At 71.7% G+C, this 22676-nt stretch carries 23 protein-coding genes and 2 pseudogenes; 15 read left to right on the forward strand and 10 right to left on the reverse strand.

Features of this window, described 5'->3' with window-relative positions:
* Nucleotides 1-45: 45 nt before the first annotated feature.
* Nucleotides 46-1326, reverse strand: a complete 1281-nt coding sequence (locus RV983_RS33290) for a M48 family metallopeptidase (protein WP_475989423.1) — start codon at nucleotides 1324-1326, stop codon at nucleotides 46-48.
* 142 nt (nucleotides 1327-1468) lie between these two features.
* On the opposite strand from RV983_RS33290, the gene RV983_RS33295 reads away from it, so the two are divergent.
* The 3 genes from RV983_RS33295 to RV983_RS33305 all read left to right on the forward strand — a co-directional run bounded on the left by RV983_RS33295 (nucleotide 1469) and on the right by RV983_RS33305 (nucleotide 2514).
* Entirely contained in the window at nucleotides 1469-1717 is a 249-nt protein-coding gene (locus RV983_RS33295; RefSeq protein WP_475989424.1) for a hypothetical protein, read from the forward strand.
* A gap of 154 nt (nucleotides 1718-1871) precedes the next feature.
* Nucleotides 1872-2237 carry a hypothetical protein gene (locus RV983_RS33300; RefSeq protein ID WP_475989425.1) on the forward strand — a complete coding sequence of 122 codons (366 nt, stop codon included), beginning with the start codon at nucleotides 1872-1874 and terminating at the stop codon, nucleotides 2235-2237.
* 10 nt (nucleotides 2238-2247) lie between these two features.
* Nucleotides 2248-2514, forward strand: coding sequence for a DUF4235 domain-containing protein (locus RV983_RS33305; RefSeq protein ID WP_475989426.1), 267 nt, complete (start codon nucleotides 2248-2250; stop codon nucleotides 2512-2514).
* A gap of 21 nt (nucleotides 2515-2535) precedes the next feature.
* Here RV983_RS33305 and RV983_RS33310 read toward each other — a convergent pair whose 3' ends face one another.
* Complete coding sequence (locus RV983_RS33310; protein ID WP_475989427.1) at nucleotides 2536-3294, reverse strand: MBL fold metallo-hydrolase; 759 nt, start codon at nucleotides 3292-3294, stop codon at nucleotides 2536-2538.
* Nucleotides 3295-3549: 255 nt separating this feature from the next.
* On the opposite strand from RV983_RS33310, the gene RV983_RS33315 reads away from it, so the two are divergent.
* Complete coding sequence (locus RV983_RS33315; RefSeq protein WP_475990536.1) at nucleotides 3550-4710, forward strand: DUF418 domain-containing protein; 1161 nt, start codon at nucleotides 3550-3552, stop codon at nucleotides 4708-4710.
* A gap of 13 nt (nucleotides 4711-4723) precedes the next feature.
* Here RV983_RS33315 and RV983_RS33320 read toward each other — a convergent pair whose 3' ends face one another.
* Nucleotides 4724-5413 (reverse strand): response regulator, encoded by a 690-nt coding sequence (locus RV983_RS33320; protein WP_475989428.1) that lies wholly within the window; start codon nucleotides 5411-5413, stop codon nucleotides 4724-4726.
* Between the two features lie 224 nt (nucleotides 5414-5637).
* Here RV983_RS33320 and RV983_RS33325 point away from each other — a divergent pair, with 224 nt between their 5' ends.
* Nucleotides 5638-6696, forward strand: a complete 1059-nt coding sequence (locus RV983_RS33325) for a PP2C family protein-serine/threonine phosphatase (protein WP_475989429.1) — start codon at nucleotides 5638-5640, stop codon at nucleotides 6694-6696.
* A gap of 45 nt (nucleotides 6697-6741) precedes the next feature.
* Here RV983_RS33325 and RV983_RS33330 read toward each other — a convergent pair.
* Nucleotides 6742-7193 (reverse strand): annotated as a pseudogene (locus tag RV983_RS33330) (pyridine nucleotide-disulfide oxidoreductase); the annotation flags it as partial.
* A 145-nt stretch (nucleotides 7194-7338) separates the two neighbouring features.
* On the opposite strand from RV983_RS33330, the gene RV983_RS33335 reads away from it, so the two are divergent.
* Nucleotides 7339-7791 carry a DUF3662 domain-containing protein gene (locus RV983_RS33335; RefSeq protein ID WP_475989430.1) on the forward strand — a complete coding sequence of 151 codons (453 nt, stop codon included), beginning with the start codon at nucleotides 7339-7341 and terminating at the stop codon, nucleotides 7789-7791.
* Here the strand turns inward: RV983_RS33335 and RV983_RS33340 are convergent.
* Nucleotides 7706-8659 (reverse strand): YihY/virulence factor BrkB family protein, encoded by a 954-nt coding sequence (locus tag RV983_RS33340; protein ID WP_475989431.1) that lies wholly within the window; start codon nucleotides 8657-8659, stop codon nucleotides 7706-7708. The two genes, RV983_RS33335 and RV983_RS33340, sit on opposite strands and share 86 nt — an antisense overlap.
* 219 nt (nucleotides 8660-8878) lie before the next feature.
* Between RV983_RS33340 and RV983_RS33345 the strand changes: the two genes are divergently transcribed.
* Nucleotides 8879-9142, forward strand: a complete 264-nt coding sequence (locus RV983_RS33345; RefSeq protein ID WP_475989432.1) for a hypothetical protein — start codon at nucleotides 8879-8881, stop codon at nucleotides 9140-9142.
* Between the two features lie 73 nt (nucleotides 9143-9215).
* On the opposite strand, the gene RV983_RS33350 is transcribed toward RV983_RS33345, so the two are convergent.
* Nucleotides 9216-10043, reverse strand: a complete 828-nt coding sequence (locus RV983_RS33350) for an aldo/keto reductase (protein WP_475989433.1) — start codon at nucleotides 10041-10043, stop codon at nucleotides 9216-9218.
* 299 nt (nucleotides 10044-10342) lie between these two features.
* Between RV983_RS33350 and RV983_RS33355 the strand changes: the two genes are divergently transcribed.
* Entirely contained in the window at nucleotides 10343-11566 is a 1224-nt protein-coding gene (locus RV983_RS33355) for an MFS transporter (protein WP_475989434.1), read from the forward strand.
* A 63-nt stretch (nucleotides 11567-11629) separates the two neighbouring features.
* Nucleotides 11630-11791: pseudogene (locus RV983_RS33360) on the forward strand (aldo/keto reductase); the annotation flags it as partial.
* A 121-nt stretch (nucleotides 11792-11912) separates the two neighbouring features.
* On the opposite strand, the gene RV983_RS33365 reads toward RV983_RS33360, so the two are convergent.
* The 4 genes from RV983_RS33365 to RV983_RS33380 form a co-directional block, all read right to left on the reverse strand.
* A complete protein-coding gene (locus RV983_RS33365) occupies nucleotides 11913-12332 on the reverse strand; it encodes an SRPBCC family protein (protein ID WP_475989435.1) in 420 nt (139 codons plus the stop codon).
* Nucleotides 12333-12391: 59 nt separating this feature from the next.
* Complete coding sequence (locus RV983_RS33370; protein WP_475989436.1) at nucleotides 12392-13411, reverse strand: aldo/keto reductase; 1020 nt, start codon at nucleotides 13409-13411, stop codon at nucleotides 12392-12394.
* Between the two features lie 159 nt (nucleotides 13412-13570).
* Nucleotides 13571-14035: a MarR family winged helix-turn-helix transcriptional regulator gene (locus tag RV983_RS33375; RefSeq protein WP_475989437.1), complete on the reverse strand. Its 465-nt coding sequence runs from the start codon at nucleotides 14033-14035 to the stop codon at nucleotides 13571-13573.
* Between the two features lie 85 nt (nucleotides 14036-14120).
* Nucleotides 14121-14705: an ester cyclase gene (locus RV983_RS33380; RefSeq protein WP_475989438.1), complete on the reverse strand. Its 585-nt coding sequence runs from the start codon at nucleotides 14703-14705 to the stop codon at nucleotides 14121-14123.
* Between the two features lie 128 nt (nucleotides 14706-14833).
* Between RV983_RS33380 and RV983_RS33385 the strand changes: the two genes are divergently transcribed.
* The 6 genes from RV983_RS33385 to yicI all read left to right on the forward strand — a co-directional run bounded on the left by RV983_RS33385 (nucleotide 14834) and on the right by yicI (nucleotide 22636).
* Nucleotides 14834-15448, forward strand: a complete 615-nt coding sequence (locus tag RV983_RS33385) for a TetR/AcrR family transcriptional regulator (RefSeq protein WP_475989439.1) — start codon at nucleotides 14834-14836, stop codon at nucleotides 15446-15448.
* Between the two features lie 201 nt (nucleotides 15449-15649).
* The gene (locus RV983_RS33390) at nucleotides 15650-16750 is read left to right on the forward strand and encodes an NADH:flavin oxidoreductase/NADH oxidase (RefSeq protein ID WP_475989440.1); all 1101 of its coding nucleotides are present in this window, start codon (nucleotides 15650-15652) and stop codon (nucleotides 16748-16750) included.
* Nucleotides 16751-17180: 430 nt separating this feature from the next.
* Nucleotides 17181-18476 carry an ABC transporter substrate-binding protein gene (locus RV983_RS33395; RefSeq protein WP_475989441.1) on the forward strand — a complete coding sequence of 432 codons (1296 nt, stop codon included), beginning with the start codon at nucleotides 17181-17183 and terminating at the stop codon, nucleotides 18474-18476.
* Entirely contained in the window at nucleotides 18473-19375 is a 903-nt protein-coding gene (locus RV983_RS33400; protein ID WP_475989442.1) for a carbohydrate ABC transporter permease, read from the forward strand. Before RV983_RS33395 ends, RV983_RS33400 begins: the two co-directional genes overlap by 4 nt.
* A gap of 53 nt (nucleotides 19376-19428) precedes the next feature.
* Complete coding sequence (locus RV983_RS33405; RefSeq protein WP_475990537.1) at nucleotides 19429-20193, forward strand: carbohydrate ABC transporter permease; 765 nt, start codon at nucleotides 19429-19431, stop codon at nucleotides 20191-20193.
* 166 nt (nucleotides 20194-20359) lie between these two features.
* A complete protein-coding gene (gene yicI / locus RV983_RS33410; RefSeq protein WP_475989443.1) occupies nucleotides 20360-22636 on the forward strand; it encodes an alpha-xylosidase in 2277 nt (758 codons plus the stop codon).
* Nucleotides 22637-22676 lie beyond the last annotated feature (40 nt).

A 22676-nucleotide genomic window follows, 5' to 3' on the forward strand; every position in this document is an offset into this window, starting at 1 on the left:
CCGCCTCGCATCATGGCACGCGGTCCGGCGGCGTACGCCGCGTTCTCAGCCGCGCAGCACCTTCCGGCCGAACGTCCGGCGCGCGGTGTCGAGCGCCGTATCGACCTCCTTGGCCCGTGCGACATCCAGCACGATGGCGGCCTCCCGGTGCTCCCTGGAGGCCAGGGCGGCCCGGCGCAGGTGAGTCGGCGGATGGGTGCCGTCCTTGGCGTGGGCGGTCAGGACCGACACCCGTCGCCGCCGCTCCACCTCGTGCGAGGGGATCGAGGCCACGTATGCGGCCAGCCTTTCCCAGACAGCCTCGTCGGGTTCCCCGGGGCCGCGGGTGCCCCGGTGCGTCGTCCTGGCCGAGACGCTCTGCCGGTGGAGCCAGAACTGGACGGCGTCGGCAAGCAACAGGCGGTCCATCAGCTCCATCGCCGCCGCCGATGAGCCGGCCCGTGCGGCGAGGTCGTCCGCGAGGTACTCGGCCTGCTGGGAGGTGCGCAGCGTCAGGTGGTCCAGGACGTACAGGAGCAGCAGCGCGGCGTAGGCGGGAGGGAACAGCAACAGCCGTGAGACGGACTCGACCGGTCCCATGCCCCTGGTGTCGCGGCTGGGGCGCAGCAGGTAGTACCACTGGGCGAGGGCCTTGCACGCGGAGCCCACGAACAGCCCGTCCCGGAAGTCCCCGTTGACCAGGTGCCCGAACTCGTGGCCGAGCAGGGCCACCCGCTGCTGCGGGGTCAGCGGGTCCCACAGCCCGAGCCCGATCGTGAGGACCGTACGGCGCCGCACTCCCACGACCATCACCGAGGCGTTCACCTCCGGATCCACCAGGACCACGTCCGCACGCGGTGCTCCCAGGTCGTCGGCGACCTCGTCCAGCAGCGCGTACAGCGCGGGCGCGTCCGCACGGCGCACCGGCATGCCGTGCGGCATCCGTGTGAGGCGCGGGCGCATCAGCCACGCCAGGCCCAGCAGCAGGGCCCCCAGGACCACCGGGACGCCCGCTTCCCAGCCCCACACCGCGAGCCACACGCCGCTCACCGCGATGGCCAGTGTGAGCAGATGGATGAAGGTGGCGAGCGCGAGTGCCGCGCCGTACGCGGCGCCGCGTCCCGGGCGCGGCGGCCGCGCCGACGTCATCCTGCCGAACAACTCCTCGCCGTAGGCCCGCGAGAGCCGCCGCCGGAACCGGTCGACGCGGCCGCCCGCGTCGCCGTCCTCGTCGTCGGCGCCGCCCCGCACGTTCCACGCGCACTCCACGCACCACACGACGAACCGGGCGTCCGACGGCAGTTCCGCCTCGCACTGCGGGCACCGCCCGCGCATCTCGTTCCCCACCCCTGCCCCTCCCCTTGATCACCTCTGGCGGGGTGAGCGTAGGGGACGACGAGGACACCCGGCGCGCCAGAGACCCGGCGCGGGCCGGAGGTTCACCCTTGGTTGGTTGTCCCGCCCCGGCCCGGCAACGGAACATGGGGGCATGAGCCCTGACGAACTCCCCGCAGACGGACACCACGAGGGGGTCCGCGGCCTCGTCGCGCGGATCGCCGAGCACCACTGGCAGGCCGTGCGACGGCACGAGGAGGAGGAGGTGACGGAGGCGGTCGACCAGGCGGCGTTCGACCTCGGAGCGGACATCGCCCACCCCGGCGCGGGGCACGGGCAGGTCGGCCACGACGTGGAGACCGGCCTCGGCCGCGACAAGGAGCCGCCGCAGCTGCGCCCGTAGCCGGCGCCTGCGCCCCCCGGCATGCAGTGCGCGGCCAGGGGTAGCCGCCCAGTGAGGGCCGAGGGGCGGGGAACATTCCGCTGACGATCCATCAGCACCGCGGAGCCCGCGGTGCGAGGGCCGGTTCGGCCGGGATCACGGAAAGGGCGGAACGATGTCGGACAAGGAAGAGGGGCACGGGGCGGCGTCGGCCCCGGCACCCGGGCAGTGGCGCGAGGACGCGGCGCGCGCCCGGGAGGAACCCGGCGGCACCGTGGCGGAGTCCGCGGCCCACGCCGAGGGCAGCGCTCACGCGCGGGAACGCGTGGCGGCCGCGCGGCAGCAGATCGACGAACGGACGGCGCGGGCCAGGGACAAGGCCGCCCGGGCGCTCAAGCGCGTGCACGAGCGCACCCCGGAGCGCGTCCGGTCGCGGGCCCGGGAGGCCGCCGTGACGGCGGGCCGCAACCGTGACCAGATCCTGGCCGTCGTCTCAGGGGTCGTCCTGATCTACCTGGCCGTGCGCCGCACCAAGCGGTGAGCGGCCGGCCATGAGGAAGTCCAGGATTCTGTACCGGCCGGTGGGACTGGCCCTCGGCGCGGCCGGCGGCGCCGTGGCAGGCGCGCTGTTCACCAGGGCCTGGAAGCTCCTCGGACGGGAGGGCGAAGCACCCAAGGCCACCGACGAGGACCGCGCGTGGCGGGAGATCCTGATCGCCGCCGCCCTGCGCGGCGCGATCTTTGCCGCTGTCAAGGCCGCCGTCGACCGGGGCGGCGCGGTCGGCGTGCGGCGGCTGACGGGTACCTGGCCGGGGTGACAACCCGGGCGCGGGGCCGCGCTACCGGCCGTCCCCGGCCGTCCTGCGCAGGTACTGCCCCGCGATGTGGCGCAGCCGCGCCCGGTCGAAGCTGCGCCCGTGCCCCGGGTGCACGACGGACATGTCAAGGCCGCACAGGAACTCCAGGCTGCGCCGGTAGGCGGCCACGTCGGACCCGGGCAGATCGTCCACCAGGTGCCCGTCGTAGACGACGTCCCCTGACCAGAGCGCCCCGGTGTGCTCCTCCAGCAGCGCGAGGCACCCGGGGGTGTGCCCCGGCAGATGCAGGACGGTGAGCGTCCGGCCGCCGAGTTCGATGCGGTCCCCGTCCTCCACCGGGCGGGTCAGCGTCACCGGAGCGACACGGTACGTCGCCGGGTCGTACCCCGGCTCGGGCAGGGCGTCGATCATCACACCGGGGAAGTCCGCCCCCATGTCGCCGGCGCCGAGCAGACGGGCGAGTTCGGGCCCGCCCAGGCTCGCCGGGACGCCCGCGGCCAGGACGGCGGCGTCGGCGGGGTGCCCCGCCCGCTCCCGGAACTCGTGCGCCCCGCCGACGTGGTCCAGGTGCGCGTGGCTGAGGACGACCAGCGGATCGCGCGCGAAGAGCGCGGGCAGTTCCCCGCGCAGGCCGACCACGCCCAGGCCGGCGTCGACGACGACGTCGCGGTCCGTGCCCCGCAGCCACCACATGTTCGCCTTGAGGATCTCGTGGACGTGCGGCTCGGTGAGGCGGATCAGGCCGTCCCCGTACCGCTGTTGCTGGAACCAGGAGCTCATGCACGGCCATTGTGCCCGGCGTCCGCGGGGACCCGGCCGCATGGTCCCGCCAGGCGGCGGGGGGCGGGCACCCTCCGCCCGGCGGGGCAGGACCGGACGCCTGCCGGATACCCGTCGGCGGTCCCGCCCGGGGAGTATCGAGACATGGCGCACGATGTTCTCTTCACCGTGTCGGCCCCGGGGCGACCGGTAGCGGAGCGGGCGGCTCCCACCGGCGCCCCGGTAGGCACCACCGGACAAGCCCCGGTGGGGCGCATGGTGGGTGTGGATCTCGCGCGTGGAATCGCGGTGTTCGGAATGTTTGCGGCCCATGTGGGCCCCGACCCCGCGATCGGCGGGTTCCGGGGCTGGATGATGGAACTCGCGCAGGGCCGGTCCGCGGCCCTCTTCGCTTTCCTGGCCGGTTTCTCGGTGGTTCTCATCACCGGGCGGCAGGCCCCTCTGACCGGTCGCGCGGGCCGGCAGGCGGTCGTCCGGGTCATGATCCGCGCGGTCATCCTGGTGGCCCTGGGCACCGCGCTCACGATGTCGGGCACCTCGATCGAGGTCATCCTCGCGTACTACGGCGTGTGCTTCCTGCTCGTTCTCCCGCTCTACCGGCTGCGCCCGGCCGTCCTCGCCGCGATCGCGGCGGTCAGTGTGCTGGTGCTGCCACAGGCGCTGTTCGTGGTGCAGCGCTCGATCGATCAAGGCTCGTGGGCCGAGGTGGTCACGCGGTACGACCCCCTGGCCCATGTCAGCGGCACGGACGGTGTCATCGGGCTGATGTTCACCGGTGACTATCCCGTCCTCGCGTGGGTGCCGTTCCTCATCGCCGGCATGGCGGTTGCCCGTCTCGACCTCCGGTCGGCAACCGTTCGTGCGCGGCTGGCGATGACAGGTGGGGCGCTGGCCCTGGTCGGCTACGGCGGATCATGGCTGGCGCTGCACCTGATTCCCGGCGTTGTGCCGGGAATCTCCATGTTCGGGGCCGACGCGGAGCGCGGTGGCGCGCGGTCGGCCTGGTGGTCGGACGCCGCGGGCTTCCCGAGCGGAGACGGGGACAGCACGTCCTGGCTGTGGGCGGCCTCTCCGCACAGCGAGACCACGCTCTCGGTGATCGCCGGTACGGGTGTCGCCCTGCTGGTGCTCGTCGGCTGCACGGACGCCGTCACCCGCCGGCGCACGGTCCGGCGGATCGCGATGCCGGTGATCGCGGTCGGCACGATGTCCCTGACGGTCTACGTGGGGCACATCCTTGCCGTCGAGGCACTGGGCCTGAACCTCGACGACCTGCCCGGCCCGCCGGCGGCGATCCTGCTCGCGTTCGTCGCGGCCGCCATACTGGCGGCCGTCGTGTGGTTGTCCTTCTTCCGGCGGGGTCCCTTGGAGTACGCCCTGAACAAGGCGACCCGCCTCAGCCGCTACGTGGCCTGATTCCCGGCCTCGCTCACGGCGCCCGCCCGGCGGCCCCGGCGCCGTCCTCGTCCCCGTGCCTGTGGCGCAGCAGCCCGGCGCGCTCGGCCAGCAGCGCGGCCTGCACCCGGCTGCCGACCCCCAGCTTGGTGAGGATGGCGCTGACGTGGTCCTTCACCGTGCCGGTGCTCAGATGCACCCGTGTGCCGATGTCGGCATTGGACAGTCCCTCGGCGACCAGCACGAGCACGTCCCGCTCCCGGTGGGTCAGCCCGGCCACCGCGTGGGCAGCGGTGGCCTGCTCCTCGCCCTCCAGGTAGCCGTCCACGACGGTGCGGGTGACCGCGGAGGCGAGCACGACCCCGCCCGCCGCCAGGTTCCGCACCAGGTACGCCAGCTGCTCGGGGTCGGTGTCCTTGAGCAGGAAGCCCGCCGCCCCGGCCCGGAGGGCGGCGGTGACGTACTCGTCGGTGTCGAAGGTGGTCAGCATCGCCACCACCGGGGGCGCGGGCATCCTGCGGATCTCGGACAGAATCGTGAGTCCGTCCACGTCGGGCATGCGGATGTCGAGGAGCACGACGTCCGGACGCAGCTCGTCCACCGCCCGCAAGGCCCGTCCCCCCGCCACCGCGGCGACCGTCTCGATGTCGTCCGCCGCGTCGAGGATGTGCTGGAAGCCCGTGCGGATCAGCGCCTCGTCGTCCACGACCAGTACCCGGATCACGCTGGATCCCTACCCCGCACCGACCCGAGCGCTGCCAGTTATGGTGTTTTTGGTAGAGAAAAGAATGTTTGGTCTATTTGTTGGATGCGCTGCACGATGGTTGGTGCCGTCGTGCAGGCCCGCGGGCGGGCCGCGGGAGAGGAGCCGGGATGGACGCGTGGTGGCGTGACGGTCCCCGTGCTGCGGGGCACCGGGAAGCCGCCGCGGCATGTGCTGGTGACTGCGTGATCACCATCATGGCCGTGATGCTGATCGTGGCCGTGCCGGTGGCGGATCTGTTTCTGCCGATGAACATTCACATAGCGCACGTCCTGGTCGTTCCCGTGGCGCTGGTCGCCGCCTTCGCGGGGCCTCTGCGCGGCGCTCTGACCGCGCTGCTCGCCGTGCTGGCGCTGATCGCCGCCGGCGCCGAACGCTCTGCCCTGACCTCGGAGAACGTCCTGGTGCAGTTGGCATCCCTGGTGCTGGTGTCGGTGCTGCTGGTGGTCTTCGCCCTGGCGAGCGAGCGGAGACGGCACGAGCTCGCCGGCGAGCGCCGTGTCTCGGAGGCGGCCCAGCGGGTCGTCCTGCGGCCCCTGCCCGGCCGCTCGGGACCGCTGACGATCGCGTCCGCCTACCGCTCGGCCGACGACGGCGTCCTCGTCGGCGGCGACCTGTACGCGGTCGCCCGCACCGCGAACGCCACGCGCCTGCTCATCGGTGACGTACGCGGCAAGGGGGTGGACCTGCTCGGGGAGACCGAGACCGTCCTCGGCGCCTTCCGCGCCGCGGCCCACCGCCAGGAACCGCTGCCGGAACTCGTCGCCTCGCTGGAGGGCAGCGTGCGCTGGGGTCTGGCGGAGTTCTGCGACGCGTCGGCCGAGGCCGACGTGGGGGAGCGGTTCGTGACCGCCGCGGTCGTCGAGATCCCGGACGACGAGCCGTACGTCCACGTGGTCAGCTGCGGTCACCTGCCCCCGCTCCTGCTGCACGGGGGCCGGGCGACCCTCCTCGACGTGGCCGAGCCCGCCCCGCCGCTCGGCCTCGGCGCCCTGGCCGAGAGCACCTACGCCCCCAGCACCTTCCCCTTCGTCGGCGGCGACCAGTTGCTGCTCTACACCGACGGCCTCACCGAGGCCCGCGACGCCGAGGGCGGCTTCTACCCGCTGCTGGAACGCGCAGCCGGACTGACCTGCGCGGGCCCGGCCACCCTGGTGCGGGCGGTCACCCGGGACCTGCTGGGCCATACCCATGGGCCGCTGGGCGACGACATGGCCGTCGTCGCCCTCCAGCGCGAGCACTGACACCCGCGCGGCGCCCGCCCGCGCGGCGCCCGCCCGCGCGGCGCCCGCCCGGGCGGCGTGCCACGGCCGGTCGACCGGGATCTGCCCGGCGACGGCCACCGTGGCGGAGTACAGCAGTTCGCTGACGTCGGGCCCGACGAAGGTCACGCCCAGCAGCCTGCCGCTGTCCACGTCCACGACCATGCGGGCCCGGCCCGTGCAGCCGTCGGCGTACAGATTCGCCCCCTGCACCGAGCGGCCCGGGTCGACGTCCACCGCGCGCACCCGGTGACCGGCACGCTCCGCCTCCGCCGCGGAAAGGCCCACCGCGCCCGCCTCGGGGTCGCAGAAGAACACCTGCGGCACGGCGTGCACGTCGGCGGTGGCCGCGTGCGGGCCCCCTGCCGCCGTGTCCAGCTCGCGGCGGCCGCCAGGGCGCCGATCGCGGCCCCCGCGATGCGGGCCTGGTACGTGCCCTGGTGGGTCAGCGGGGCGTGGCGGTTAATGTCGCCGACGGCAGGTTCCGTCGCTTCCGTCACTTCCGTCGCAGCACACCTCCCGTCGGGTCGCAGTTCCGGCTGTTCGTCCCGTCCCACCGCCCGTTTCCGGCCGCGGTCGCGGGCCGGCGGCATCAGGCGCGGCCTGCCGGGCAGGCGCGACGACATGGGCATGCTGCGACGCTGGGAAAGGGCGATCGAGCGCTGGGAGCACGCGCTGTACGCCAGGGTCTTCGGCCACGAGCCGGTGGAACTCCTCCACGCGCTGCGGCGCGAGTGCGACGACCACGCCGTGGTGTGCAGTGCCAGCCGGGTGGTGGTGCCCAACGTCTACACCGTCGAACTGGCCGTGCCCCTCCTCGAGGAGCTGGGCGAGGACCGCGGCCGTGTGGGGGAGGCGCTCACCGACGCGCTCCAGCGCCACGCCGAACGCCGGGACTACGAATGGGCGGGCCCGCTCACCGTGCACATCACCGGTGCCGCCCCGTTGCCCAACGGCCGCTACCGGGTGGTCAGCAGCCCGATGCGGCAGATCAGGGCCGACGTGATCGCGCCGCGTCCGGGCGGCCGTCGCCGGACGCAACTCCGGCCGTCCGGTGGCGCCGCAGCTCCGCGTTGAAATGCGCACCGCTCAGCAGCGCGAGGTTGGACACCCACAGCCACATCAGGAAGACCACAGTGCCTGCCAGCGGCCCGTACAGCCGGCTGTACGTCCCCACGTGCGAGACGTACAGCGTCAGCACGGGAGTCGACGCGAGCCACAGCAGCACCGCGAGCACGCCGCCGGGCAGCATCACCCGCACCGGGCGTACCTGCGGCGGCCCGGAACGGAACAGGACCAGCACCAGCAGCGTCGTCAGGCTCAGCAGCAGCGGCCACTTGACGACGTTCCACGCGGTCACCGCCACCCCTGACACGCCGAGCAGGGCGCCGGACCGCCGGGCCAGCCGGCCCGTGAGCATCAGCGTCAGAGGGCCGAGCGCCAGCAGGGTCAGCAGCACCGAGGCCGTCGCCGCGATGCGCGGTGCCGTGCGCCAGGACGGCCGGTGGTCCCGCACCCGGTTCATCGCGTGCAACGCCCGCCGGAACACGGCCAGATAGCTCACCGCCGACCACAATGCGGCCGTCGCGCTGGTGACCGCCAGCACCCAGGCGGCCGATCGTTCCCGCGCCACCGCCCGCATCGTGCGCGCCAGCATCTCCCCGGATCCGGCGGGGGCGAGGGCGCTCACCCGTGCGATGAGGTCACCGGTGGCCGAGGCGTCGGCCAGGCCGATGACCGACACCGTCAGCAGCATGCCGGGGAAGAGCGTCAGCACCCCGTAGTACGTGAGGGCGGCGGCCCTCTCCGAGGCGTCCTCGTCCCAGAGCGCCACGGCGGTGCGGCGCGCGACGATCAGCAACTCCGCCGCCCTGTACCGGCGGTCCGGGGTCCGCGGGCCGCCGGTCCCGTGGAACCCGCCCGTCACAGTCCGCTGCTCCGCCATGGTGTTCCCGTCCGCTCCCGTGCGTCTCCGTCCGGTCGTTGCCGTGCACCGGGCGGGCCCGTCCCGCGTGACGCGTCTGCCCGGGCGGGGGTGTGACATGCGCCGTTTCGCCGGTTCGGCCGGCGTCGCCCGCAGGTTCACCCAGGGAGACGATCCCTGGAATAACCGGTGTCGCAGCGGGGCAAATGTGGTGAGGAAGGCGAAAGGGAGTGATTCTTCGTGGAATTGAAGACTCGCGGGATCGTTTTCGGCGCGGGACTGGCCGGCGGCGCGCTCGGTGCCCTCATAGGCGCCGTGTTGGCGGGAGGCCTGGTCAACACCGCCTCCGCCGCGCTGCTGTGCGCCGCGACCGCGATCGCGGGTGTGTTCCCTTCGGCCCCTTCGGCCCCTTCGAGCCCTGCGCGCCGCGCCCGGCGTCCGGACCAGATCCCGCACCAGCGCCGCGGCGGACACGTCGGCGGGCAGGACGCGCTGAGCTGGTGACCGTACCGAACGGCGCCGGACGGCGGCCGGCCGCCGACGGGGGCCGGCGGCGGCCGGCGCGGCCGCCCGGTGGTCAGTTGAAGGTGTCGGGGTCCGGCCCGATGCGGCCGCCGTCGTCGAGGGCGTCGATCGCCGCGATGTCGGCGTCGGTGAGTTCGAAGCCGAACACGTCGAGGTTCTGGCGGATGCGCTCGGGCGTCACGGACTTCGGGATGACGACGTTGCCGAGCTGGAGGTGCCAGCGCAGGATCACCTGGGCCGGCGTCCGGCCGAGGCGTCCGGCGATGGAGGTGACGGCCGGGTCGCCGAGCAGCGCGCCCTGCGCGAGCGGGCTCCACGCCTCGGTCGCGATCCCGTGCCGCGCGTGGAAGGCGCGCAGTTCGCGCTGCTGCAGCCGCGGGTGCAGTTCGACCTGGTTGACCGCCGGGACGACACCGCTGTCGTCCATCAGGCGCTGCAGATGCGCGGGCTGGAAGTTGGAGACGCCGATCGCACGGGCCCGCCCCTCGGAGTGGATCTTCTCGAAGGCGCGCCAGGTGTCCTTGTAGCGGTCGTGGGCGGGCGCGGGCCAGTGGATCAGGTAGAGGTCCACGTGGTCGAGGCCCAGTCGCGCGAGGGAGGTGTCGAAGGCGGCCAGGGTGGTGTCGTACCCCTGGTCTGCGTTCCACAGCTTGGTGGTGACGAACAGCTCGTCGCGGGGGATGCCGGAGGCGGTCAGGGCCTGGCCGACGCCGGCCTCGTTGCCGTAGATCGCGGCGGTGTCGATGCTGCGGTAGCCGCTCTCCAGGGCGGTGGTGACGGCGGCGGCCGTCTCCGCGTCGGGTACCTGGAAGACGCCGAAACCGAGCTGCGGCATGGTCACGCCGTTGTTCAGCGTGAGGTGGGGGAGGGGTGTGGTCATGGCGCCGATCCTTTCGCGTCACGGCCTGCCGGGGCCGTGGGGCGGGTGCGGACGGGTGAACGTCCGGGCGGAGGAGGGAACCTTCCGCGCTTCCTGCCGTCACGCTATTTGCGTCCCCCGGTATTTGCAAGCGCGGCATATGCGGGACAGCGGACAGGGCGCGTACACCGTATATCGGCGTGCAGGCCTGCCCGGCCGCTCGGCCGGCCCCGAAATGGGCCGCGTTTGACGTTATGCAGCGCGTGCAAATATTGTGGACGCCAGTTAGGTGTCCTTGCAATCTCCGAGAGGTCCTCACCATGCCCATCGCGCTCCTGGCCCTCGCCATCGGGGCCTTCGGGATCGGAACCACCGAATTCGTGATCATGGGCCTGCTGCCGCAGGTCGCCTCCGACTTCGGGGTGTCCGTGCCCACCGCCGGCCTCCTGGTGACGGGCTACGGCCTCGGCGTCATGATCGGCGCGCCGATCATGACGCTGGTGGGCACCAAGATGTCGCGCAAGGACATGCTCATGCTGCTCATGGTGCTGTTCGTCCTCGGCAACCTGGTGTCCGCCTTCGCCCCGGCCTTCGGGGTCATGCTGGCCGGACGCATCCTGGCCTCCTTCACCCACGGTGCCTTCTTCGGCATCGGCTCGGTGGTCGCCGCCGAACTCGTCGCGCCCGAGAAGAAGGCCCGCGCCATCGCGCTGATGTTCACCGGGCTGACCGTCGCGAACGTGGTCGGCGTGCCCCTGGGAACGTTCATCGGCCAGAGCGCCGGGTGGCGGGTGACCTTCGTGCTCGTCGCGGCCCTCGGCGTCCTCGGCCTGGCCGGCGTCGCCAAACTGGTCCCCGACCTGCCCAAGCCCGAAGGGGTGAGCCTGCGGCACGAACTGGGCGCCTTCCGCAATGTGCAGGTCGTGCTGGCCATGGCGATGACCGTGCTGGGCTTCGGCGGCGTCTTCGCGGCCATCACCTACATCGCGCCGATGATGACCGACGTGGCCGGCTTCGCGGACTCCTCGATCACCTGGCTGCTCGTCCTGTTCGGCGCCGGCATGGTCGTCGGCAACCTGATCGGCGGCAGGTACGCGGACCGGGCCCTGATGCCGATGCTCTTCACGGCACTCGGCTCCCTGGCCGCCGTGCTCGCCCTGTTCACCCTCACCGCGCACAGCCGGCCCGCCGCCGCAGTGACGATCTTCCTGATCGGCGCCCTGGGCTTCGCGACCGTACCGCCGCTCCAAAAGCGCGTCCTCGACCAGGCGTCCGGGGCGCCGACCCTGGCCTCGGCCGTGAACATCGGAGCCTTCAACCTCGGCAACGCCCTGTCCGCGTGGCTGGGCGGCATCGTCATCGCCGCGGGATTCGGTTACACCGCGCCCAACGTGGTCGGTGCGGCGCTCACCGGCTCCGCCCTGGTGCTGGCGGTGGTCTCCGCCGGCCTCGACCGGCGGAGGGGCCAGGGCCGGGGCGGCCGCAGCCGCGTCGTCGCCGACTCCACGGGCCGCGAGCAGCCCTCGCTCGCCGGCCGGCACTGACCCCGACCGCCACGGGCGCCGCGCCCGCGAACCCGCGACCCCGGCATCCGAGGAGGACCCCTCGTGAACGTCACCCGCATCCTCCCCGACAAGATCGGCTTCGGCACCGCGCCGCTGGGCAACATGTTCCGGGCCATCCCCGAGGGCGAGGCCGCCGCCACCGTGCAGGCGGCCTGGGACCAGGGCATTCGCTACTACGACACCGCGCCGCTGTACGGGGCGGGCCCGCCGCTGACCACCGGCGTACGGCGGGGCGGGCACCGGCGGGCACACACCGCCGGTGCCCGCCCCGCTTCGTGGTGGTCCGTGGTGGTCCGTGTGCGGCGAAGTGCCGGTCCGCGGCGTGTCAGCCCGCGAGTGCCTTCAGGAGGGCGTCCACGCCGTCGCGGTAGATCCCGGTGAAGAGGGCGATCACGTCGTCGTCGCCGACCCCCTGCGGGACGAACCGGCCGGACCACTGGACCTCGGCCGCGTCCTTGTCGCCGGGGACCGCGTGCACCCGCAGCGTGGCCAGGTAGCCCGTGGCCGGGAAGGGCGTCTCCATGAAGGTGTAGGAGTAGCTCCGCTGCTGTTCGTCGAAGGACATCAGCCGCTCCACGACGACCTCGCCGTCGGCGGTACGGAGGCGGCGGACCCGGCCGCCCTCCAGGAGGACGGTCTCGGGGATGGAGGGGATCCAGTCGGACAGCGAGCCGAAGCCGCCGATCAACTGCCACACGCGCTCGGGAGCGGCGGGGACGACCTGGCTCACCGAAGTCGAAGCCATGGGGTTCTCCTGGTGTCGTCGGCTGGTGCACGGGAACGGGTCGGCCGGAGGGCGCGGGTTCAGGCGCCGCCGGGGAGTGGCGCGGCGGGGCTGACGAGTCCCGCCTCGCGCAGGTCGTGCCAGAACGCGGCCGGGATCTCCTCCCGCGCCGCGGCGATGTCCTCGGCGATGCGGCCCGGACGGGTCGCCCCGGGCACGACGGCGCAGGCGACCGGGTGGGCGAGCGAGAACTGCAGCGCGGCCGCCTTCATCGCCACGCCGTGCCGGTCGGCGATCTTCTTGATCCGGCGGACCTTGTCGAGCACTTCGGCGGACGCGGGCCGGTACTCGAAGTGGTCGCCGCCGGCCAGCACCCCGGAGCTGTAGGGTCCGCCGACGACCATGCCGAGGCCCTGGTCCGCGGCGGTGGGCAGCAGCCGCTGGAGGGCGCGCTCGTGGTCCAGGAGTGTGTAACGGCCCGCGAGCAGGAAGCCGTCGGGCTTCGGCTCGTCCAACTCCAGCGCCAGCTCGATGGGTTCGACACGATTGGTGCCGATGCCCCAGGCCTTGATGACACCGTCGTCGCGGAGGCGGGTGAGCACGCGGAACGCGCCGGTGCGGGCCTCCTCGAATTTCCCCAGCCAGGCGTCGCCGTGGAAGTCCTGTGCGATGTCGTGCACCCACACGATGTCGATGCGGTCGGTGCCGAGCCGCTTGAGGCTGTCGTCCAGCGAGCGCTCGGTGGCCTCGGCGGTGTACTCGGTCACCATCGTCAAGGGCCGTCCGTGTTCGAACAGGCCCTCCTTGTCGCCCAGTTCGTGTTCGCGCGCACCCGGATCCTCCCTTTCGTCGAACACGACGCGTCCGACCTTGGTGGACAGCACGTAGGTGTCCGAGGGCTGCCGGGACAGGAGTTCGCCGAGGCGCAGTTCCGCCAGGCCGGCTCCGTAGAACGGGGCCGTGTCGTAGTAGCGGATGCCCTGGTCCCAGGCCGCCCGGAGGGTCGCGTGTGCCTCCTCGTCCGGCACGGCGCGGAACATGTTGCCCACAGGGGCGGTGCCGAAGCCGATGCGGTCGGGAAGGATCGAGGCGAGCCTCATGACGGGTCCCTTCAGCGATGTCCGGACAGTCCAGCCTGACACGACAGAACAAACGATCGCAAAAGGGACTTCACGTCGACGCCGCCTCGAACGGCGGCACTTCTCACGGTGAGTTGAGGCCGGTCGCGCAACGCGACCGGCCTCATGCGCCGCGGATGCTCAGACGGCGGCCGGGAGGTGCAGCCCCTCGACCGTCCTGACCAGCGGGGCCAGGTTCGGGTTCTTCGCCGCCTCGTCCAGCGCGTCGCGCAGCGCCGCGTCATTGGTCGGCCGGGCCTTGGCGAGCAGCGCCAGGCCGGGCTCGGTGACGTCGGTGTAGATCCCGCGGCGGTCGGTGACGCACAGGTAGCGGCTGAGCAGCCCCCGGTCCTCCAGCCGGGTCACCAGGCGGGTCGTCGCGCTCTGGCTGAGCACGACCGCCTCGGCCACCTGCTTCATCTGGAGGTGGCCGCCCGGTCCGTCGTGCTGGCGGCTCAGGACCTCCAGCAGAGAGTACTCGCGCACGCTCAGCTCATGTCCCGCCTGCAGGGCGCGCTCGATGCGCGCCTCGATCCTGCCGTGCAGGGCCGAGAGGGCGTACCAGCTCTGCGAAAGCCCGGTCAGGGCCGGATCCGTCGCGGTCATCGCCGCCTCCCGATGATCTACATCTGCAATAGTTATCGTCTGCAAGTATTGTGGACGCCGAACTGCTGTGACGCAAGCATCCTGGTCAGCCGTGCCGGCCGCCGGCGCCGAGGGCGTCCAGGGTGCGGGCCGCCTGCTCCGCCGCGGCCGTGACCTCCGCTGCGGCGCGCGCGGCGCGCCCCGAGATCTTCCACGCGGCGACGCGCAGCGCGACGGCCGGCGAGGGCGGGAAGACCCCGAGCTGGCCGAGCATCGTCAGGTCGTCGCGCAGGGCCTCGTGCCCGACCACCTTGCCGTCGCGGATGTCGAGAAGGTGCACCTGCTCGAAGTCGACCTCCCGCCCGGTGGGCGGGACGGCCTGGTCGAGCGCCCCGTCCTTGAAGCGCACGAACGGGCCCGTGTGCCGCCCCTGCATGCGCAGTCGCACCCAGACCTGATGGTCGTTGGCCGCCACCCCGAGGAACGGGAAGCGCAGGCCTTCGAAGGCCGAACGCAGCCACACGCCCGAGGCCAGGGTCCCGGCGGGACCCGGGATCGCACAGGCGGCGGGGGCGACCGCGGCCTCGCGGTTGTGGTTGCCGGCGCCGACGACCTCGGCGGCCAGGGCGGGATCGCCCGTCTCGAGTATCCGGAAGAGCCCGTGTGCCAGTTCCACGGCGTCCATCGCCATCGTTGTGTGCCTTTCGCCCGCGTCGGGTGGGTCCGTGTGGCGCGGGTGATCGGGTGCCGCGCACATTGAGGTTACTGAGCACCGAATGAATAGGTCAAAGCGGAGGTCATTTTGACTAGGATGATCCGGTGACCCAGAAGCGCGTATACGTCTCACCGCTCCGCGAGCAGGCCGCGGCCCGCACCCGCGCGCTGATCCTCGAGCGTGCCGCCGAGCTCTTCGCCGAGCGCGGCTACGGGCGCGTGACCGTGGCGGACATCGCCGCGGCGGCCGGGGTGGCGGCGAAGACGGTGTTCGCCAGCGCGGGGAGCAAGGGCGACATCCTCGACCGGATCGTGGACACCGCCGTCGTGGAGTCCGGGTACGGGGACGCCGTCGCGCACGTGCTCACGCTGCGTACCCCGGCCGATGCGCTGCGCGCCGTCGCGCATGGCACGCGGGCCGGGAACGAGAGCCAGTTCCGGGTCCACGAGGCCGTCCACAAGGCGCTGCCGGTCCACGAGAACGGCGAGGCGCTGTGGGAGCGGGCCACCACCGCGTACCGCGGGGCGCTGCGCACCGTCGCCGGCCATCTGCACGCGCTCGACGAGCCGCCGCGCCATTGCGCCGTCGAGGAGACGGCCGACCTGCTGTGGTTCTGGTTCGGTCCCACCGGCTGGCGCACGCTCGTCGTCGAGAACGGCTGGCCCTGGGGGCGGGCCGAGGACATGCTGCACCGCACTGCCGTCGCGACGCTCTACTGACCGGTCGCCGCGGCCGGTGGCGTGGCCGGTGGCGAGCGGTCGGCGGGCCGTGGCCGCACGGGCGGACATTATGCGCTTGCATTTATAAGCGTCTGCAATTATTGTTGCTGCTCGTAAGGCGCTGTTGCACTGATGTGGTGGCCCCCGGGTGCCCGCGCCGTCGCCCCGGGCCTCCCGACGCCATCAGAGGAGACACCCCGCGTGACCACCCTGTTCGAGCCGTACACCCTCAGGTCCCTGACCGTCCCCAACCGCATCTGGATGGCGGCCATGTGCCAGTACAGCGCGGCACCGGACGGCCCCGACGCCGGCGTGCCGAACGACTGGCACTTCGCCCATCTGTCGGCCCGCGCGGCCGGCGGAACGGGCCTGATCATCACGGAGGCCACCGCCGTCAGCGCCGACGGCCGGATCAGCCCCTACGACCTCGGCATCTGGAACGACACCCAGGCCGCCGCGTTCCGGCGCATCACGGCGTTCCTGAGGTCCCAGGGCACCGTCCCCGGCATCCAGCTCGCCCACGCGGGCCGCAAGGCCTCGACCGAGCGCACCTGGGTCGACCGCGGCGCGCCGATCCCGCCCGGCGAGCCGCACGGCTGGACCCCGGTGGGCCCGAGCCCCGTTCCGTTCGCCGAGCGCTCGACGACCCCGGTGGAGCTGACCGCCGAGGGCATCGCGGAGATCGTCCGGCAGTTCGCCGACGCGGCCCGCAGGGCACTGGCGGCCGGCTTCCAGGTCGCCGAGATCCACGGCGCCCACGGCTATCTGATCCACCAGTTCCTCTCGCCCTACAGCAACCGGCGCACCGACGCGTACGGCGGCTCTTTCGAGGGCCGCACCCGCTTCGCCCTCGAGGTCGTCGACGCGGTCCGCGCCGTGTGGCCGGAGGAACTGCCGCTCTTCTTCCGGACCTCCGCGACCGACTGGCTCGCCGAGAACGAGGACGACGACCGGGACGGCTGGACCGCCGAGGACACCGTCCGCCTCGCCAAGGAACTGCACGCTCGTGGAGTGGACCTGCTGGACGTCTCCACGGGTGGCAACGTACCGGACGCCAGGATCGAGGCCGTCCCCGGGTACCAGGTGCCCTACGCCGAGGGCGTGCGCAGCGCGACCGGCATGCCGGTCGCGGCCGTCGGCCTGATCACCGAACCCGAGCAGGCGCAGGCGATCGTGGCCTCGGGCAGCGCGGACGCGGTGCTGCTCGCCCGGGAGTTGCTGCGCGACCCGTACTGGGCCCGCCACGCGGCGCGGAAGCTCGGCGGCGAGATCGCCACGCCGCCGCAGTACCACCGAGCGTAGGACGGCACCGGAAGACACGGTACGAGGGGCGGAGCGCCGGACGCGCTCCGCCCCTCGTGCGTGCTCCGTCCGGCGCGCCGGACGTCACGTCCTCGGTTGTGCCGGCGGGACGGGCGGTGCCAAGTGGCCGTCCGGGCCCGCGCTTTGGAGCGGTTCGACGGCCCCGCCGACCGGACCGCGCGGCGGCAAGCGCTTCGCCACCGGCGCGGGGGCGCTCCACAGGGAGTCCGCACCGGCGGCCGGGGCGGCGGCGGTGCCGCTCACCTGCTCCTGGCCGCCCGCTGGAAATCGCCGGTCGGTGATTTGTTAACACCATTGACATACGACTCCACCCTGCATACGGTCCTGCGTCGAAGCGCTTCGACGCGCCGCATCGAATCCATTCGATGGGCGTCGCTCCGTTCGTACAGCCCAGGTGGAGGTCACTTCAATGTTGAAGGTGCGCAGACCGGCAGCTCTCGCGGCAGCTGCCCTGGCGGGCGTCCTGCTCATCACGTCGTGCGGCAGTTCCGGCGGCAGTGAGGAAGGCGACGGCAAGACCCTCAAGCTCTGGCACTACGAGGCCCCGAACAGTGCCATGGGTGTCGCCTGGGACCAGGCGATAGCGGAGTTCAAGAAGTCGCACCCCGGCGTCAAGGTGGAGTTCGAGGCCAAGGGCTTCGAGCAGGTCCAGAAGACCGCCTCGATGGTGCTCAACTCCAGCAACGCCCCTGACCTCATGGAGTACAACAAGGGCAACGCCACCGCCGGCCTGCTGGCCAAGCAGGGCCTGCTCACCGACCTCACCCCCGAGGTCACCGAGCACGGCTGGGACAAGCTGCTCAGCCCCAGTGTGACCACCACCAGCCGCTACGACGCCAAGGGCGTCATGGGCTCCGGGAACTGGTACGGCGTCCCCAACTTCGGCGAGTACACGATGGTGTACTACAACAAGGACCTGTTCCAGAGGAACGGCGTGCAGGTCCCCACCACGTTCGAGGGATTCGAGCAGGCGCTGGCCGCCTTCAAGGCCAAGGGCATCACCCCGCTCGCCAACGGAGGCGCGGAGTACCCGGCCCACCAGTACCTGTACCAGCTGGCGCTGACCAAGGCGGACCGCAGCTGGGTCGACTCCTTCGAGCTCTACAAGGGCAAGACCGACTTCCACGACGCCGCGTGGACGTACGCGGCCAACACCCTCTCGGACTGGGTGAAGAAGGGCTACATCGCCAAGACGAGCAGCGGCGCCAAGGCCGAGGACGCCGGTGTCTCCTTCATCAGCGGCAAGTCCCCGATCTTCTTCTCCGGCAGCTGGTGGTACGGGCGCTTCCGTGACGAGAACAAGTTCCAGTGGGGCTCGTTCCTCTTCCCCGGAACCAAGCTCACCCTCGGCTCCGGCGGCAACCTCTGGGTCGTCCCGAAGAACGCCAAGAACAAGCAGCTGGCGTACGACTTCATCGACATCACGATGAAGAAGGGGATCCAGAACACCCTCGGAAACAACGGCGGCGTCCCCGTCGCGGCCGAGCCCACGGCGATCACCGACCCCAGCTCCAAGGAACTGATCGAGAACTTCAACAAGGTCTCGTCCCAGGACGGTCTGGCCTTCTACCCGGACTGGCCGGTCCCCGGCTTCTACGACGTGCTGGTCTCCGCCACCCAGAAGCTGATCACCGGCAGCGCGAGCCCCGACGCGGTCCTCGACGAGCTCCAGAAGGCCTATGACGCGGGTGCGCCCACGTCATGAGTGCCCGACCCCTCCGGCTGCGCAACCCGTACGCGCTGTACCTGATCCCCGGTGTCATCGCCTTCCTGGCGGTCATCGTCGTGCCGTTCGTGATGAACATCTACTTCAGCTTCACGCACTGGCAGGGCGTCGGGTCCCCGGCATGGGCGGGACTGGACAACTACCGGGAACTCATGAAGGACTCGCGCTTCTGGGAGTCCTTCCGGCACAGCCTCGCCATGGTCGTGGCGATGGCGGTGGTCCCGACCGCCGTCGGTCTCGTCGTCGCCGCGGCCCTGTTCGACTTCATCGGCAAGCACTTCGGATCGAAGCTGGCCAGCGTGCTGCGTGCCTGCTTCTACCTGCCCCAGGTCCTGCCCATCACGGTCGCCGGCATCGTGTGGAGCTGGATCCTCGCCCCCGAGAACGGCTCGCTCAACGAGGTGCTCAAGGCGGTGGGCCTGGGCTCGCTCCAGCAGGACTGGCTGGGCGACCCGAAGTTCGCGCTCTGGAGCGTGATGGCCGTGATGGTGTGGGTGCAGCTGGGCTTCCCCGTCGTGATCTTCATGGCGGGGCTGCAGCGGGCCGACCCGGCGCTGTACGAGGCGGCCGAGCTGGACGGGACGAACTGGTGGCAGCGTTTCTGGCACGTGACGCTGCCCCAGATCCGCCCCGAGATCTACGTGGTGATGCTCTGGTGCACCATCGCCGCCCTCAAGGTCTTCGGCGCCGTGTACGTCCTCACCAAGGGCGGACCGGCCGACGCGACCATCGTGCCGTCGTACTTCTCGTTCGCCACGTTCTTCGAGAAGACCGACGTCGGCTACGGCTCGACGATCGCGACGGTGCTCACCCTGATCATCCTGGCGCTGACCATGGTCGGCCTGCGCTTCCAGACCCGCGCGGAGGACGCCCAGTGACCGCGGCAAAGCGCTACCCCGTACTGGTGGCGATCATCCTCGGCGCGATCTTCATGGTGCTGCCGCTCCTGATCGTGCTCAACAATGCGCTGAAGTCGCCCGCCGACTACTCCGCGCACGGCCCGCTCGCCCTGCCCCATGGCCTCCACTTCGACGCGCTCACCGACTTCTGGACGCGTGTCAATTTCGGGCAGATGCTGATGAACTCGGTGCTGATCTCCGGCCTGGTGGCCGTGTTCGGCGTGGTCCTGTCCGTGCTCAACGCGTACGCGATCGGCATCGGCCGGATCAAGGGACGCGCGTGGATCCTCGCCTTCTTCGTGCTGGCCAACGTGCTGCCGCAGGAGGCCCTGGTCTACCCGCTGTACTACCTGGCCAAGGAGGCCGGGCTGTACGACACCCGGGTCAGCCTGATCATCGTCTTCAGCGTCATCCAGGCGGCGTTCGGCACCTATCTGCTCTCCTCGGTGCTGGGGGCCTTCCCCAAGGAGGTCATCGAGGCCGCCCGGATCGACGGCGCGAACAGCTGGCAGATCCTGTGGCGGATGGTGGTCCCGATCAGCCGGCCCACCCTCGGCGTCCTGATGGTGTTCTTCTTCATCTGGACCTGGAACGAGTTCCTGCTGCCCCTGGTCATGCTGCCGTCGAACGACAACCAGACCGTCTCGGTCGCGCTCGGCGTCCTTCAGGGCCAGCGGCTGATGGACGCGACGATGACCAACGCGGCCGGCCTGCTCGGCGCGCTGCCCGCCATCGTCTTCTTCCTGGTCTTCCAGCGGACCCTGACCCGCGGCATCGCCGTGGGCGCGGTGAAGTGACCCGGCCGAGGGCCGCGACTCCCACCGCCCGCCCGCGGGGCGGCTGACCGTCCCGCGGGCCCCGCCGCTCTGCCTCCCGCCCTCCCTCCCCGGGCGGGAGGCAGGGCCCCATGCTTCCCACACGTACCGAGAACGCCGGTGGGCATCCACCGGGAAAGGCATCGCCATGAAGTTCACCGACGGGTACTGGCTGCTGCGCGAAGGCGTCACGGCGGCGTATCCGGCAGAGGTCCTCGATGCCGTCCCCGGAAACGGCACGCTCCGGATCTACGCACCCACCCAGAACATCCAGCACCGCGGCGACACCCTCAAGGGCCCGGTCGTCACCGTCGAGTGCACCGCGCCGATGCCCGGCGTGATCGGTGTGCGCGTCACCCACTTCGAGGGCGGCGTCGAGACCGGCCCGCACTTCGAGCTGCACGAGCAGCCGCACGAACCCGTCGTGACCGTCGACGACAAGGAAGCCGTCCTCACCTCCGGCGAGCTGAGCGTGCGCTTCGCCCGCGACGGCGAGTGGCGGATGGAGTTCCGCGACGCAGACGGCCGCACGATCACCAGCAGCGACGTCAAGGCCATGGCGCTGATGAGCACCGCCGACGGCGGCCACCACGTCCGCGAGCAGCTGCGCCTGGGCGTCGGCACCTCCGTCTACGGTCTCGGCGAGCGCTTCGGGCCGCTGGTCAAGAACGGCCAGACCGTGGACATCTGGAACGCAGACGGCGGCACCAGCAGCGAGCAGAGCTACAAGAACGTCCCGTTCTACCTGACCGACGCCGGCTACGGCGTCTTCGTCGACGACCCCGGCAAGGTCTCCTTCGAGGTCGCCTCCGAGCAGGTCTCGCGCGTCCAGTTCAGCGCCGAACGCCAGCAGTTGCAGTACTACGTCATCCACGGCCCCTCGCCCAAGGAGATCCTGCGCAAGTACACCGCGCTCACCGGCCGGCCGGCCCTGCCGCCCGCATGGTCCTTCGGGCTGTGGCTGACCACGTCGTTCACCACCTCCTACGACGAGCAGACCGTCACCGGATTCGTCGAGGGCATGGCCGAGCGGGACCTGCCGCTGTCGGCCTTCCACTTCGACTGCTTCTGGATGCGCGAGTTCAACTGGTGCGACTTCGAGTGGGACCCGCGGGTCTTCCCCGACCCCGAGGGGATGCTGCGCCGGCTCAAGGAGCGCGACCTGCACATCTGCGTGTGGATCAACCCCTACATCGCCCAGCGCTCCCCGTTGTTCGCCGAGGGCAAGGCCGCCGGCTACCTGCTCAAGCGCCCCGACGGCGGCGTCTGGCAGTGGGACCTGTGGCAGCCCGGCATGGCCCTGGTCGACTTCACCAACCCCGACGCCTGCGCCTGGTACGCCGCCAAGCTCGAAGCGCTCCTCGACATGGGAGTGGACTGCTTCAAGACCGACTTCGGCGAGCGCGTGCCCACCGACGTCGCGTACTTCGACGGTTCCGACCCCGAGCGCATGCACAACTACTACACGCAGCTGTACAACAAGACCGTCTTCGACGTGCTGCGCAAGCACCGCGGCGAGGGCGAGGCCGTGCTCTTCGCCCGCTCGGCCACGGCCGGCGGCCAGCAGTTCCCGGTGCACTGGGGCGGCGACTGCGAGTCCACGTACGAGTCGATGGCCGAGTCGCTGCGCGGCGGCCTGTCGCTCGGCCTGTCCGGCTTCGGCTACTGGAGCCACGACATCGGCGGCTTCGAGGGCCTGCCCGATGCGGGGCTGTTCAAGCGCTGGTCCGCCTTCGGCATGCTCTCCTCGCACAGCCGGCTGCACGGCTCCTCGTCCTATCGCGTGCCGTGGCTGTTCGACGAGGAGGCGGTGGACGTCCTCCGTCACTTCACCAAGCTCAAGCTGAGCCTCATGCCCTACCTCTACGGCGCCGCCCACCAGGCGCACACCGAGGGCATCCCGATGATGCGCGCCATGGTGCTGGAGTTCCCCGGCGACCCGGGCTGCGCGCCGCTGGACCGCCAGTACATGCTCGGCGGCGACCTGCTGGTGGCGCCGGTGTTCTCCGAGGACGGCGAGGTGTCGTACTACGTGCCCGAGGGCACCTGGACGCACTTCACGACCGGCGAGCAGGTCGCCGGCCCGCGGTGGCTGCGCGAGACGCACGGCTACCTCAGCGTGCCGCTGCTGGCCCGGCCCGGCTCCGCCATCGCCGTCGGCGCGGTCACCGACCGCCCCGACTACGTGTGGGCGGACGACGTGACCGTCCGGGTCTTCGAGCCCGCCGACGGCTCCCGGACCACCGTCCGGATCCCCGGCGAGGACGGCTCAGCCGCGGCGGAGATCACGATCGTGCGCGACGGCGCCACCCTGCGGGCCGAGACCTCCGACGCCCGCTTCCCGTGGGGCGTCGAGGTCGCGGGCGGACCGGCCGCCCGCGCGGTCGCGGGTACGGCGGTGCTCACGCTGGACCTGTCCGTCTAGGCGGGGACAAGGAGCGAGGGGGCAAGGGGACAGGGGAGTC

The organism is Streptomyces sp. RLA123, from assembly GCF_056270165.1.